Annotated in this window: 15 protein-coding genes; 9 read left to right on the forward strand and 6 right to left on the reverse strand. The window is 56.4% G+C overall.

Annotated elements, in window-relative coordinates:
* Positions 1–131: 131 nt before the first annotated feature.
* Positions 132–1,331: a tyrosine--tRNA ligase gene (tyrS, locus tag FHL07_RS21440; protein WP_094999963.1), complete on the reverse strand. Its 1,200-nt coding sequence runs from the start codon at positions 1,329–1,331 to the stop codon at positions 132–134.
* 213 nt (positions 1,332–1,544) lie between these two features.
* Between tyrS and FHL07_RS21445 the strand changes: the two genes are divergently transcribed.
* Both FHL07_RS21445 and FHL07_RS21450 read left to right on the forward strand, forming a co-directional pair.
* Positions 1,545–2,954: a peptidoglycan DD-metalloendopeptidase family protein gene (locus FHL07_RS21445; protein ID WP_138738898.1), complete on the forward strand. Its 1,410-nt coding sequence runs from the start codon at positions 1,545–1,547 to the stop codon at positions 2,952–2,954.
* A gap of 3 nt (positions 2,955–2,957) precedes the next feature.
* Positions 2,958–4,049: an anhydro-N-acetylmuramic acid kinase gene (locus tag FHL07_RS21450; RefSeq protein WP_095019510.1), complete on the forward strand. Its 1,092-nt coding sequence runs from the start codon at positions 2,958–2,960 to the stop codon at positions 4,047–4,049.
* A 73-nt stretch (positions 4,050–4,122) separates the two neighbouring features.
* On the opposite strand, the gene erpA is transcribed toward FHL07_RS21450, so the two are convergent.
* Both erpA and argC read right to left on the reverse strand, forming a co-directional pair.
* Positions 4,123–4,473: an iron-sulfur cluster insertion protein ErpA gene (erpA, locus tag FHL07_RS21455; RefSeq protein WP_016782396.1), complete on the reverse strand. Its 351-nt coding sequence runs from the start codon at positions 4,471–4,473 to the stop codon at positions 4,123–4,125.
* Positions 4,474–4,621: 148 nt separating this feature from the next.
* The gene (gene argC, locus FHL07_RS21460; protein ID WP_095020428.1) at positions 4,622–5,656 is read right to left on the reverse strand and encodes an N-acetyl-gamma-glutamyl-phosphate reductase; all 1,035 of its coding nucleotides are present in this window, start codon (positions 5,654–5,656) and stop codon (positions 4,622–4,624) included.
* Positions 5,657–5,789: 133 nt separating this feature from the next.
* On the opposite strand from argC, the gene hemJ reads away from it, so the two are divergent.
* The 6 genes from hemJ (at position 5,790) to coq7 (ending at position 9,819) form a co-directional block, all read left to right on the forward strand.
* Entirely contained in the window at positions 5,790–6,215 is a 426-nt protein-coding gene (gene hemJ / locus FHL07_RS21465) for a protoporphyrinogen oxidase HemJ (RefSeq protein WP_088378834.1), read from the forward strand.
* A gap of 30 nt (positions 6,216–6,245) precedes the next feature.
* A complete protein-coding gene (locus FHL07_RS21470; protein ID WP_094999958.1) occupies positions 6,246–7,205 on the forward strand; it encodes an NAD(P)H-dependent flavin oxidoreductase in 960 nt (319 codons plus the stop codon).
* 62 nt (positions 7,206–7,267) lie between these two features.
* Entirely contained in the window at positions 7,268–7,783 is a 516-nt protein-coding gene (locus FHL07_RS21475; RefSeq protein ID WP_094999957.1) for a DUF805 domain-containing protein, read from the forward strand.
* 76 nt (positions 7,784–7,859) lie between these two features.
* A complete protein-coding gene (locus FHL07_RS21480) occupies positions 7,860–8,648 on the forward strand; it encodes an SDR family NAD(P)-dependent oxidoreductase (RefSeq protein WP_095019508.1) in 789 nt (262 codons plus the stop codon).
* A 66-nt stretch (positions 8,649–8,714) separates the two neighbouring features.
* Positions 8,715–9,053: a histidine triad nucleotide-binding protein gene (locus tag FHL07_RS21485; RefSeq protein WP_094999955.1), complete on the forward strand. Its 339-nt coding sequence runs from the start codon at positions 8,715–8,717 to the stop codon at positions 9,051–9,053.
* Positions 9,054–9,171: 118 nt separating this feature from the next.
* Positions 9,172–9,819, forward strand: coding sequence for a 2-polyprenyl-3-methyl-6-methoxy-1,4-benzoquinone monooxygenase (gene coq7, locus FHL07_RS21490; protein ID WP_094999954.1), 648 nt, complete (start codon positions 9,172–9,174; stop codon positions 9,817–9,819).
* 165 nt (positions 9,820–9,984) lie between these two features.
* On the opposite strand, the gene speD is transcribed toward coq7, so the two are convergent.
* Together speD and FHL07_RS21500 are read right to left on the reverse strand one after the other, a co-directional pair.
* The gene (gene speD, locus FHL07_RS21495; protein ID WP_016782404.1) at positions 9,985–10,776 is read right to left on the reverse strand and encodes an adenosylmethionine decarboxylase; all 792 of its coding nucleotides are present in this window, start codon (positions 10,774–10,776) and stop codon (positions 9,985–9,987) included.
* Between the two features lie 240 nt (positions 10,777–11,016).
* Positions 11,017–11,439 (reverse strand): OsmC family protein, encoded by a 423-nt coding sequence (locus FHL07_RS21500; protein ID WP_016782405.1) that lies wholly within the window; start codon positions 11,437–11,439, stop codon positions 11,017–11,019.
* Between the two features lie 222 nt (positions 11,440–11,661).
* Here FHL07_RS21500 and crp point away from each other — a divergent pair, with 222 nt between their 5' ends.
* Positions 11,662–12,306, forward strand: a complete 645-nt coding sequence (gene crp / locus FHL07_RS21505; protein ID WP_138738899.1) for a cAMP-activated global transcriptional regulator CRP — start codon at positions 11,662–11,664, stop codon at positions 12,304–12,306.
* On the opposite strand, the gene FHL07_RS21510 is transcribed toward crp, so the two are convergent.
* Entirely contained in the window at positions 12,303–13,004 is a 702-nt protein-coding gene (locus FHL07_RS21510; RefSeq protein ID WP_095019507.1) for a lipoate--protein ligase family protein, read from the reverse strand. The two genes, crp and FHL07_RS21510, sit on opposite strands and share 4 nt — an antisense overlap.
* Positions 13,005–13,044 lie beyond the last annotated feature (40 nt).

Genomic DNA, 13,044 nt, shown 5'->3' on the forward strand with positions numbered 1-13,044 from the left:
CCATCCAACTCATTGAAACTCAAGGAGTTTTCCGTTTCGACTGCGCCGGAAGTGGGGCGAATTATAGACAGTTACAATTCCGAGTCAAGGGTTAATTGAACAAACCTATCAATTAACCCTAAACCCCAGCATTACTCGGCTTTCAGGGTGATTCGCGCGAAAGCCTTCTTACCTGCCTGACACACATGGGTGGAACCCAATGCATATATATAGGTGCGATCAACCACTTCACCATCTATACGCACACCACCCGACCCCAACAGGTCGCGCGCCACTGCAGAGTTCTTCACCAGGCCCGCTTTATTAAGGACAGCAGCAATAGGCATATCCTCAGTAGCAGTCAGTTCAACCTCCGGCAGATCATCAGGCAGCTCGCCATCCTTCATCCGGTTACCGGCGCCACGATGCGCATTGGCAGCAGCCTCCTCACCGTGGAAGCGGGCAACAATCTCTTCAGCCAGCTTGATCTTGATGTCTCGAGGATTGGCACCGGCTTCGACTTCAGCCTTGAATGCATTGATTTCGTCCATGGAACGAAAGCTCAGCAATTCAAAGTAACGCCACATCAGAGCATCAGGAATGGAAACCAGCTTGCTGTACATCACGCCTGGCGCTTCCTGGATACCGACATAGTTACCCAGGGACTTGGACATCTTCTTGACGCCATCCAGACCTTCGAGCAAAGGCATGGTCACAATACACTGAGCTTCCTGACCGTAGCCGCGCTGCAACTCACGACCCATCAGCAAGTTGAACTTCTGATCAGTACCGCCCAACTCAACGTCTGCCTTGAGCGCAACCGAGTCATAACCCTGCACAAGCGGATAAAGGAACTCGTGAATCGCGATAGGCTGATTGGTGGTGTAGCGCTTGTCGAAGTCATCGCGCTCAAGCATGCGAGCAACGGTGTATTGAGAGGTAAGCCGAATGAAGTCGGCAGGCCCCATTTGATCCATCCAGGTGGAGTTGAATGCCACCTCGGTTTTTGCCGGATCAAGGATCTTGAACACCTGAGTCTTGTAGGTCTCGGCGTTCTCGAGCACCTGCTCACGCGTCAGCGGTGGACGGGTTGCGCTTTTGCCACTTGGATCACCGATCATCCCGGTGAAATCACCAATCAGGAAGATCACCTGATGACCCAGTTCCTGGAACTGGCGCAGCTTGTTAATAAGCACGGTATGACCCAAGTGCAGATCGGGCGCCGTAGGGTCGAAGCCGGCCTTGATTCGCAACGGCTGACCGCGCTTGAGTTTCTCAACCAATTCAGACTCGACCAGTACCTCTTCGGCACCCCGCTTGATTAGCGCTAGCTGCTCTTCTACCGACTTCATATCAGACCCGTAAGGCTCAAATTCAAAGGGAACCAACGATACAAGATCAGGGACTAATTACAAGTTCCGGCAGGCATACGGCCGACTATCCGCGCGCGAATGGTTCGCAGACTTGCTTCAAGGGCGATTTGGTTATATTTTATACAGTTATTTCATATTCATTGTGTCAGTCATCTTTTCCAATTCATCCTTATCTCAAAGTCAAAATCATCTATGACCAGTCAACCGCCTAAAGCGCCACCGCTTTATCCGAAGACCCACCTGCTTGCCGCAAGTGGTATCGCCGCCCTCTTAAGTCTGGCCTTGCTGGTCTTTCCCTCCAGCGAAGTAGAAGCCAAAAGAACGACCCTGAATCTGGAGCTGGAAAGCCCGGCAGAACAACTGACACAAGATCAAGACGCCGCAGATCTCGTTCAAGCCACAAATGAAGCGAATCCATCGCCATTTGCCCAGATCGAACAGCAGGACAGCGCCCCGGTAGCGACCGCCAAAGTCGAGCCAGAAGCTGCCCCTGCCCCAAGCCACCGCGAAGTGATCGTCAGCAAGGGCGATACGCTTTCAACCCTGTTCCAGAAGGTCGGCCTGCCTGCGACCTCCGTGCATGAAGTACTGGCAAGCGACAAGCAAGCCAAGCAGTTCAGCCAGCTCAAGCACGGCCAGAAACTCGAATTTGAAATGAGCCCCGACGGTCAGCAGCTGAACAAGCTGCACAGCCAGGTCAGCGACCTGGAGACCATCACCCTCAACAAAACCGCCAAAGGCTATACCTTTCGCCGCGTGACCACCCAGCCGACCATGCGTTCGGCGTATGCACACGGCGTGATCAGCAGCTCCCTGTCTGTTTCGGGTCAGCGCGCAGGCTTGCCACACAGCACCACGATGGATATGGCCAAAGTATTCGGTTACGACATCGACTTCGCCCAGGACATTCGCCCTGGCGACCAGTTTGAAGTGATCTATGAGCAGAAAGTGATCAACGGCAAAACCGTTGGCACCGGCAATATCCTCTCTGCACGCTTTACCAACCGCGGCAAAACCTTCACCGCAGTGCGCTATACCAATAAACAGGGGATCAGCAATTACTACACCGCTGATGGCAGCAGCATGCGCAAGGCATTCATCCGCACACCGGTGGACTTTGCCCGTATCAGCTCGCGCTTTTCCTCAGGCCGCAAGCACCCGATCCTGAACAAGATCCGCGCCCACAAAGGTGTGGATTACGCAGCGCCACGCGGTACTCCAATCAAGGCTACCGGTGACGGCAAAGTGCTTCTAGCCGGCCGTCGGGGAGGCTATGGCAACACCGTGATCATTCAACACGGCAACACCTACCGTACCCTTTACGGGCACATGCAAGGCTTCGCCAAGGGCGTGAAAACCGGCGGTTCGGTCAAGCAGGGCCAGGTGATTGGCTATATCGGCACTACCGGCCTTTCGACCGGCCCGCACTTGCACTACGAATTCCAGGTTAACGGCGTACACGTTGACCCGCTGGGCCAGAAACTGCCGATGGCCGACCCGATCGCCAAGGCCGAACGCACCCGCTTCCTGCAGCAGAGCCAGCCGTTGATGGCGCGCATGAACCAGGAAAAGGCCACTCTTCTGGCCTCGAGCAAGCGCTAAGCCATGGCCCTCTATATAGGCGTGATGTCCGGAACCAGCCTGGACGGTATGGACATTGCCCTTATAGAGCTGGAGGCAGGCATCAGGTTGCTCGCCACCCATTACACCCCCATGCCGAAGGCCTTGCGCAGCGAGTTGCTTGGCTTGTGCGCCAGCGGCGCAGATGAAGTGGCCCGCTGTGCAATTGCCGAAAACCACTGGGTCGAGCTGGCGGCTCAGGGCGTCAACACCCTTCTCGCACAGCAACAACTCTCCCCTGCTGATATCCGCGCAATCGGCAGTCATGGTCAGACCATTCGCCACGAGCCCGCCCGGGGCTTTACCGTGCAGATCGGCAATCCGGCACTGCTGGCCGAACTGACTGACATCTGCGTCGTCGGTGATTTCCGTCGTCGCGATGTGGCTGCCGGGGGCCAGGGCGCGCCCTTGGTTCCTGCGTTCCACGAGGCCTTGTTCACAGGTGAAGGCGGCAACCGCGCGGTACTGAACGTAGGCGGCTTCAGTAATCTGAGCCTGATAACCCCCGCCCTTCCCGTTGCAGGATTCGACTGCGGCCCCGGAAACGTCTTGCTGGATGCCTGGATACAGGAAAAACGTGGCGAACTCTATGACCGCAACGGCGACTGGGCAGCCAGCGGCAAGGTTGAACCGCTGCTGCTCAACGCCCTGCTCAGCGACCCGTTCTTCCAGACCCAGGGCCCAAAAAGCACAGGCCGTGAGGTATTCAACCTCGCATGGCTGAAGCAGCACCTGTTCAATCTGCCGACCTTTCCTGCCGAAGACGTTCAAGCAACCTTGCTGGAACTCACCGCACAGACCATCGTGCAGTCGCTGCAAACAGCCCAGCCACACACGGACGAGCTGCTGGTATGCGGTGGTGGCGCCCATAACGCAGCCTTGATGGCCCGCCTTGGCGATTTGCTTGCACCCGCTCGAGTGAGCAGCACCCAGGCCAAGGGGGTTGACCCTGACTGGGTTGAAGCCATGGCCTTTGCCTGGCTTGCCCACTGCTGCCTGGAAGGCATCCCCACCAACCGCCCCAGCGTTACCGGCGCACGCGGCCTTCGCGTGCTGGGCGCCATCTACCCCGCCTGACTCCTCCGCCAAACGCCAGACAGCAAAACGCCGCGAATCGACGCGGCGTTGAGTTTAAAGCCTGTTAATGCAATCAGATCGAGAACGACGAGCCGCAACCACAGGTGGTGGTGGCATTCGGGTTCTTGATTACAAAGCGCGAGCCTTCCAGACCTTCCTGATAATCCACCTCGGCACCCGCCAGGTACTGGAAGCTCATGGGATCGACCACCAGGCTAACGCCTTCGCGCTCAACCAGGGTGTCGTCATCGGCCACTTCTTCATCGAAGGTGAAGCCATACTGAAAACCGGAACAACCGCCGCCCGTAACGAATACGCGCAACTTCAAACGATCATTACCCTCTTCATCGACCAGGCTCTTCACCTTGTGCGCAGCACCTTCGGTGAATTGCAAAGCCATGGGGGTGAAGGATTCGACGCTCATGCTGACTATCTCCCGGCGTTATGCCGCCATAATGCGTGATGACGCGCATTATCCGCTTCTCCTAGAAAAGCGGTCAACTATTCATAAGTAGCAACGGCAAGCGAAGCACTGCCCGCTTGCCGTTTGAAGCCGCAAATCTACGCTGCAGTCAAGGCAACATCCCAGCATGGGACAAGCCCAGACGCTCATCCAGACCGAACATGATGTTCATGTTCTGCACGGCCTGGCCAGACGCGCCCTTGACCAGGTTGTCGATCACCGACAACACCACCACCAGGTCGCCATCCTGCGGACGATGCACCGCAATACGGCATACGTTGGCACCGCGAACGCTACGGGTTTCAGGGTGGCTGCCAGCCGGCATCACATCGACGAAAGGTTCGTTGGCATAGCGCTTCTCGTACAAGGCCTGCAGATCAACGGAGCGATCAACCACGGTTGCGTACAGCGTGGAATGGATACCACGGATCATCGGCGTCAAATGCGGAACGAAGGTCAGCCCCACATCCTTGCCCGCTGCGCGGCGCAGACCCTGACGAATTTCTGGCAAATGACGATGACCTTTAACGGCATACGCCTTCATGCTTTCTGACGTTTCGGCATACAGCGCGCCCACACTGGCACCCCGACCGGCACCGCTCACACCTGACTTGCAGTCAGCAATCAACTGCGTCGTCTCTGCAAGACCGGCCTCCAATAGCGGCAGGAAACCCAACTGCGCCGAGGTCGGATAGCAACCTGGCACAGCGATCAAGCGGGCCTTTTTGATTTGCTCGCGGTTCACTTCCGGCAGGCCGTATACGGCTTCGTCCAGTAATTCTGGCGCACCGTGGGGCTGACCGTACCACTTGGCCCACTCTTCGGCATCCTGCAGACGGAAGTCAGCAGAGAGGTCGATAACTTTGGTGCCTGCGGCCAGCAGTTCACCCGCCAGGGCATGGGCTACGCCGTGAGGTGTAGCGAAGAACACCACATCGCACGCGCCCAGGGTTTGCGTGTCCGGCACGCTGAAGGCCAGGCCGTCATAGTGGCCGCGCAGGTTGGGATACATATCGGCAACCGGCAGGCCCGCCTCGGATCGAGAAGTGATGACTACCACTTCTGCCTGCGGATGCTGTGCCAGCAAACGCAGCAATTCGACCCCGGTGTAACCCGTGCCGCCGACAATACCGACCTTGACCATAACCTGCCCTCAACGAAACCACTGGAAAGCCTTTGATAATAGGGTCAGCGCGCCCCTGCGACAACCGCCAAGGTGACTCACAGACGCTCTACTACTACTATTTGATCTACCGTGAACCTGGGAATAACTAAAAATGCTTTATCTATGGCTAAAAGCCTTCCACATCATCAGCATTGTCTGCTGGTTTGCAGGCCTTTTTTACTTGCCCCGCCTCTTTGTTTACCACGCACAAAGCGAAGATTCCGTCAGCAAAGAACGCTTCAGCATCATGGAACGCAAGCTGTATCGCGGCATCATGGGGCCTGCAATGATTGCGACCCTGATCTTCGGCGGCTGGCTATTGTGGCTAAGCCCAGGCTTTCTCAGCCAAGGCTGGATGCACGCCAAGTTGACACTGGTGTTTCTGCTGATTGGTTATCACCATATGTGCGGCGCACAGGTAAAGCGTTTTGCCCGTGGTGAAAACAAACGCACTCACGTGTTCTACCGTTGGTTCAACGAAGTGCCGGTGGTGTTCTTGCTGGCTATCGTAATTCTGGTGGTGGTCAAACCGTTTTAAACTCACATCCTGACTAGCCGAGGTTATCCAATGTCGCTGCCCGCCCTGCTTGAACAACGCTTGCGCCTGCCGGTAGTTGCTGCGCCCATGTTTCTGATTTCCAACCCGCAACTGGTGCTGGCCTGCTGTCGCAACGGGGTAGTGGGCAGCTTCCCTGCACTCAACCAGCGTGAAAGCAGCGGGTTCAAGGCCTGGCTGGAAGAGATCGAAGCCGGGCTCGCCACATTGGATAACCCTGCGCCCTACGCCGTGAACCTGATCGTGCACAACAGCAACCCACGGCTACAGGCCGACCTGGCGATCTGCATCGAGCACAAGGTGCCCATCGTCATTACCAGCCTGGGCGCAGTCAAAGAGGTGGTGGATGCCGTCCACAGTTATGGCGGGCTGGTGTTCCACGATGTCACCACCCGTCGTCATGCCGAAAAAGCCGCAGAAGCCGGGGTCGACGGGCTGATTGCCGTCGCCGCCGGAGCCGGTGGCCATGCGGGCACCTGGAGCCCGTTTGCATTGCTGGCCGAAATTCGCCAGTTCTTCGACAAAACCGTATTGCTCTCGGGTTGCCTGAACCACGGCCACGAGATCCTGGCCGCGCAGATTATGGGCGCAGACCTTGCCTACCTCGGCACGCGCTTTATCGCTACACAAGAGAGCCAAGCGCCTGATGCCTACAAAGAGATGCTGCTGGCATCCCGCGCTGCCGATATCATCCACACCCCGGCAGTGTCAGGGGTACCCGCCAGCTTTATGCGCCAAAGCCTTGAAAATGCAGGTTTCGACCTTGCGGCACTCCAGGGCAAAAGCGAAGCCAGGCTCAAACCGCTGACCGATGAAGCCAAAGCATGGAAAACGGTCTGGTCTGCGGGCCAAGGCGTAGGAGAAATCCACGATCTACCCACCACCGATCAATTGATTGCACGCCTCGATGAGGAATACCGCAAGGCGCATAACCTCACTTCGACGCTGGCCCGACATTGGCCGCATCACTGACAGCACCAAGCCCGCCAATCCCGGCGGGCTTTTGTTAAACACATCCGGACAAGGAAGCCACCATGCCCGAGCTGAGCCTGGACAAAACCCCTCAAGAACACTACGCACCGCTTGACCCTTTGGGATTCAGCGGCCGGATCGGGCGTTTACGGCTACTGGCCTGGAGCATGATCATCAGCATCATCGCCATGATCACGTCACTGCTGGTGCTGCTTGCCGTCAAGGTTTCCCCCACGCTTGGCATTACCTGTGGTGCAACGCTCACATTGGCCTACTTCATCATCAGCCTGAGAATCAGCGCCCAGCGTTTACACGACATAAACTGGTCTGCCTGGATGCTGTTGCTGCATCTGGTGCCAGTGGCCAATCTGGTTCTGTCCCTCATGATGCTGCTGATGCCCGGCACGCCCGGCCCAAATAAATATGGCCCGCCGCCACCGCCCAACAGCCGGGCCGTCAACGTGCTGGCGGCAATCACGATCTTTTTGATTGGATTGGGCATTTGCGCAATGGTTGCCGTGCTGGCTTTGGGCCTGATGACTGCGGTGATCAACGCAGTGAACAGCAACAGCCTGTAGACTGCGTGCCTTAATGAACGCGTTAACGCCAGGGACATCATTGTCACCGGACTGTACCGTTGCAATGGAGAACAGCATGACCCGTTACGCTTTAATCACTGGCGCCACCAGCGGCATTGGCCTGGCCCTGGCTGAAGCCCTTGCCCGACGTGGGCGCAGCCTGATTTTGGTGGCCCGCCAACGGGATGCGCTGGAAACCATTGCCCTTGAGCTGACCCAGCGTTTCGGTATCGAGGTGTTGTTCCGCGCCTGTGATCTTGGCGAGCCCCTGCGCCTGTCCGGTTTTTTGCTCGAACTCGAAGAAGGCGATCGTCAGATCGATCTGCTGGTCAACTGCGCGGGCATAGGCACCTGCGGGCCGTTCCTGGCCCACGACTGGAGTGCCGAACAAGATCTGATCGAGCTCAATGTGCTGGCGCTCACCCGCTTGTGCCACGCCGTCGGCAATATGATGGCCGTCCAGGGCGGCGGGCAAATTCTCAATGTAGCTTCGATCGCCGCCTTCCAGCCCGGGCCCTGGCTCAGTACCTACTTTGCGAGCAAGGCCTATGTGCTGCATTTTTCCGAAGGTTTGCGCGAGGAAGTGAAAAAAACCGGCATCAAGGTTTCAGTCCTTTGCCCCGGCATCACCCGCACCCGCTTTTTTGATGCAGCCAACATGAATACCGACGCCATCAAGCAAAGTACCAGCGCCATGACCCCAGAAGAAGTTGCGCTCTACACTGTGCGCGCACTCGACAAAAACAGGGCGATCATCATTCCCGGGCGGCGCAATCGCTGGATAACTCGCTTGCCACGCCTGCTCTCACGCTGGATGACGCGAAAAATAGCCGCCTCAGTCAACAAATCCTACTGCCCTCGTTAACGAGGCTGGGCGTAACTGACTGCCCTGAGTACACTCAGACCGGACTTCACTCACGGAGACACAGCTTTGGATACTCTGTTCACCAAGATCATCAACCGCGAAATACCCGCCAAGATCATCTATGAAGACGATCAAGTGTTGGCTTTTCACGATATCGCCCCACAAGCACCGGTCCACTTTCTGGTTATCCCGAAAAAACCGATCCGCACGCTCAACGACCTGACCGAAGAAGACAAGCCGCTGGCAGGCCATATCCTGTTCACGGCACAGCGTCTGGCCAAAGAGCTGGGCTGCGAAGACGGCTTTCGCGTGGTGATGAACTGCAATGAAAAGGGCGGTCAGACCGTCTACCACATTCATATGCATGTTCTGGGTCAGCGCCAGATGAACTGGCCGCCGGGTTGATTGATCAATAACTATGACGCGTGAGCCCGATGGCTCTCGCGTTCACCCGTGATCCAACGCAAACCCCGGCTGCGGGATTGGGGTAAACTGACCGCCGTGATTTTTTCCGGAGGTAAGCATGACTACCCAACGTCACTACTCGCCGATTGACCGTCTTCTGTTACAAGCCGATACCGCCTTGCGAACACTGCTGCCGTTCAGCGGTCAGCCGCATCGGCCGTCGCCTGCCATCGTCAAACCTGAACACCCTTTGGACCCACAGGCCAAGCGTCATGTTGCCGGTCTGATGCGTATCAACCATACCGGCGAAGTCTGTGCTCAAGCCTTGTATCAAGGCCAGGCGCTGACAGCCAAGCTTCCCCATGTGCGTGAGGCGATGGAACATGCCGCGGAAGAAGAAATCGATCATCTGGCCTGGTGTGAACAACGCATCCGTCAACTGGATAGCCACCCCAGCGTGCTGAACCCGTTATTTTACGGCATGTCCTTCGGGATAGGCGCCGCTGCCGGCTTGATTAGCGACAAAGTCAGCCTGGGGTTCGTGGCAGCGACTGAAGATCAGGTGTGCAAGCATCTGAACGAGCATCTTGAGCAACTGCCGCCTGAGGATGAAAAGTCCCGGGCAATTCTTGAGCAAATGCGTATCGACGAAGAACAGCACGCAGAGTCCGCGCTCAATGCCGGCGGTTTTCGCTTCCCTGCCCCGGTGAAGTTCGGCATGAGCCTGATGGCCAAGGTCATGACCAAAAGCACCTACCGGATCTGACAGCACAGTCTTTGTGCAAGCAGGCCAGTTTGCGATTCAAGCGCCGCGGCCTTTCTGTCTAACCGTGGTCAGGCCATCGCGAGCAAGCCCGCTCCCACAGGGGTTCTGCGAAGCACAAAAAAAGGCGGCTACCGTGAGGTAGCCGCCTTTTTATATGCCGAGAATTTACGCCATGTTGCGCGCGTAGAAAATCTCGAGCATTTCGTGTTTCACCCGTTCAGTGACCTGGGCGCGCTGTTCAACCGACAGATTGCTGGTGGCATCGCCGAACAGGTAGTTATCCAGTTCGAACTCCTTGAGCAGCATCTTGGTGTGGAACAGGTTTTCCTGGTACACATTTACGTCGGTCATCTGGTAACCGTCGCGGGTGTCTTCGGAGAGGTAGTTCTGGATCGAGTTGATCTCGTGATCGATAAAGTGCTTTTTGCCTTCCACGTCACGGGTGAAACCCCGTACACGGTAATCGACAGTCACGATATCCGAATCAAACTGATGGATCAGATAGTTGAGAGCTTTAAGCGGTGAAATAACGCCGCACGTCGACACGTCAATATCCACACGGAATGTTGCAATCCCATCAACCGGATGAATTTCCGGGTAGGTATGCACCGTGATATGGCTTTTGTCGAGGTGAGCCAGGATGGTCTCGGGCAGCGGGCCTGGGGACTCTTCGATCTGGCTTTCGGTAGGTATTACCGGCTGCTCGGAGATCAGAATAGTCACGCTGGCGCCTTGGGGGTCGTAATCCTGACGGGCAATGTTCAGGATGTTGGCACCAATGATATCAACCACATCTGTAAGGATCTGCGTCAGGCGCTCTGCGTCGTACTCTTGATTGATGTACTCAACATATGCCTGCTGGTCTTGCGGGGTTTCCGCATAACAGATGTCATAGATGTTGAAGCTCAAGGTCTTTGTCAGGTTATTGAACCCGTGGAGCTTGAGTTTGCTTTTCACCGTTATAAAACTCTCTATGTCGATGCGGCTCGGCCGCGTGATCCAGCATGCCCGTCAAGTGCGTGGGACGCACCTGCGTAGGACGGTTAACACCTCTTCGCGATGGCGATTTTGGTTATCTGTTCGGACATGCGGCCGGGAATCAACCCCGCCACTACCCTGAAAAAAGTGGCGCATTATGCAGACGTCAGCGACTGATCGCCAGAGTCTGCATCGCTTTTATGAAAATTGAATGTCCGCTCAGGCCAGTTCAATAATTTCATAGTCATGGCTGATGGCAACACCCGCAGCGCCGAGCATGATCGAAGCCGAACAATACTTCTCGGCCGACAGCTCGATGGCGCGCTTGACCTGGGCTTCTTTCAAACCACGACCCTTGACCACAAAGTGCAGGTGTATTTTGGTGAACACCTTTGGATCTTCGGTGGCGCGCTCAGCCTCCAGAAACGCTTCACAGCTCTCAACCGCCTGACGCGACTTCTTGAGAATGCTGACCACGTCAAAGTTGCTGCAGCCGCCGAGGCCCAACAGCAGCATTTCCATCGGACGCACGCCCAGGTTGCGACCGCCACTCTCAGGCGGGCCATCCATTACAACAACGTGGCCACTACCGGATTCGCCCAAAAACATGGCTTCGCCAGCCCATTGAATGCGTGCCTTCATCGCCCAGACTCCACTGTTTTAAAAGGGGCGCCAGCTTAGCACAGGGCCAGAAACTCATAACTCGCCGCACTGAAGCGTTTCTCCGATAAGCCACTCTGAAAATTCTACTAACCACACAGAACCTGTCTGGTAAGCTGGCGCCAAATAGCCGGCGCCAGCCAGCTAGCACTCTATATAAAAATAGATCTGACCCTTACTGTGCCAGCTTTCCGGGAAACAACCATGGTTGCTCTTACTCCCATACCCAAGATCAAAAACCTCGACAAGTTTTTGACTTTTTGCCAGCGCAAACGCTACCCCGCCAAGAGCAATATCATCTGCGCTGGCGAATCTTCACACACCCTGTTTTTCATCATCAAAGGCTCGGTAACGGTTTTGATTGAAGACGAGGAAGGTCGTGAAATGATCATTGCCTACCTCAATAGCGGCGACTTTATCGGCGAGCTGGGTCTGTTTGAACAGGCAGGCCAGGAGCAGACGCGCAGTGCATGGGTTCGAGCCAAGACCGAGTACGAAGTTGCTGAAATCAGCTACCCAAAATTCCGAGAGTACACCCAGCAAGAACCAGAAATTCTTTACGCGATGAGTGGCCAAATCGCACAGCGCCTGCGCAACACCACACGCAAGGTCGGTGATCTTGCGTTCTTTGATGTCACCGGAAGAGTGGCTCGCTGCCTGCTGGAACTGTGCAAGCAACCGGACGCCATGACCCATCCCGATGGCATGCAAATCAAGATCACTCGGCAGGAAATCGGCAGGATTGTCGGCTGTTCGCGAGAGATGGTAGGACGCGTACTCAAAAGCCTGGAAGAACAGAACCTGGTAAGCGTCAAAGGCAAGACCATGGTGGTGTTCGGTACGCGCTAAACCTTGAGCAAGGGCGCCAGGAGCTGTTGATAACTGGCACTCAGGCGCTCAAAGAAATCGGGAGCGGCAAAGGCCTCGTGCAGCGCAATATGGCTGTCGGCCATGCAATGTTGCTCCAGATCGCATAACCGATTGAATCGATTGACTGCAGCCACCATCGACTCACGTTCGTTATCCACCAGCAAGGCACCGTGCACAAGACCGACAGGGCGCTGCCCGCCTTTGCTCTGGCGCCAGCGCTGGGCGGTGCCTACCAGTTTTCGGGCATTGAGATTGACGTTGAAGCGACCATCACAAAACGCGCCTTCAACCTCCCCCAAAGACGCCTCCCCACCCAATTGCGTCAACAAATCACAGATGGGCTCGCACAAACGGCGATAAGCCGTTTCGATACGCCCATGATCGCCTTCACTGGGTAAAGGTGCGTAAACCAGGGCAATATTGACGGTCGATGCCGATTGCGGAACGGGTTCGCCACCGGTTTCACGCAGCAGGATTGGCCAGCCACTGGCAGCCAGTTCGACACTGGCCTGCTCAAAACCGGGCAGGCGACTCAAGCGCCGTGGCATGACCAGCGCCCGGTCGGTGGGCTGCCAGAACAGCACACCCGCCTCGCACTCACCGGCACACACAGATGCCAATAAATCCTGTTCGGCCTTGAGGCCGGCTTCGACGGTGAGTTGCTGAATGGGTGTCATGGGATTCCTTATCAGACACTGAGCCCTTGTGGGAGCGGGC

Origin of the sequence: Pseudomonas sp. FSL W7-0098 (genome assembly GCF_005930585.1) — a bacterium.
Lineage (GTDB): Bacteria > Pseudomonadota > Gammaproteobacteria > Pseudomonadales > Pseudomonadaceae > Aquipseudomonas > Aquipseudomonas bubulae.

Bases quoted from the DNA above. Each gene is read 5' to 3' on its own strand.
- FHL07_RS21470 (WP_094999958.1), top strand. From the start codon at position 6,246: ATGTCGCTGCCCGCCCTGCTTGAACAACGCTTGCGCCTGCCGGTAGTT.
- crp (WP_138738899.1), top strand. From the start codon at position 11,662: ATGGTTGCTCTTACTCCCATACCCAAGATCAAAAACCTCGACAAGTTT.
- FHL07_RS21480 (WP_095019508.1), top strand. From the start codon at position 7,860: ATGACCCGTTACGCTTTAATCACTGGCGCCACCAGCGGCATTGGCCTG.
- erpA (WP_016782396.1), bottom strand. From the start codon at position 4,473: ATGAGCGTCGAATCCTTCACCCCCATGGCTTTGCAATTCACCGAAGGT.
- FHL07_RS21500 (WP_016782405.1), bottom strand. From the start codon at position 11,439: ATGAAGGCACGCATTCAATGGGCTGGCGAAGCCATGTTTTTGGGCGAA.
- argC (WP_095020428.1), bottom strand. From the start codon at position 5,656: ATGGTCAAGGTCGGTATTGTCGGCGGCACGGGTTACACCGGGGTCGAA.
- hemJ (WP_088378834.1), top strand. From the start codon at position 5,790: ATGCTTTATCTATGGCTAAAAGCCTTCCACATCATCAGCATTGTCTGC.
- tyrS (WP_094999963.1), bottom strand. From the start codon at position 1,331: ATGAAGTCGGTAGAAGAGCAGCTAGCGCTAATCAAGCGGGGTGCCGAA.
- FHL07_RS21450 (WP_095019510.1), top strand. From the start codon at position 2,958: ATGGCCCTCTATATAGGCGTGATGTCCGGAACCAGCCTGGACGGTATG.
- FHL07_RS21510 (WP_095019507.1), bottom strand. From the start codon at position 13,004: ATGACACCCATTCAGCAACTCACCGTCGAAGCCGGCCTCAAGGCCGAA.
- FHL07_RS21475 (WP_094999957.1), top strand. From the start codon at position 7,268: ATGCCCGAGCTGAGCCTGGACAAAACCCCTCAAGAACACTACGCACCG.
- coq7 (WP_094999954.1), top strand. From the start codon at position 9,172: ATGACTACCCAACGTCACTACTCGCCGATTGACCGTCTTCTGTTACAA.
- FHL07_RS21445 (WP_138738898.1), top strand. From the start codon at position 1,545: ATGACCAGTCAACCGCCTAAAGCGCCACCGCTTTATCCGAAGACCCAC.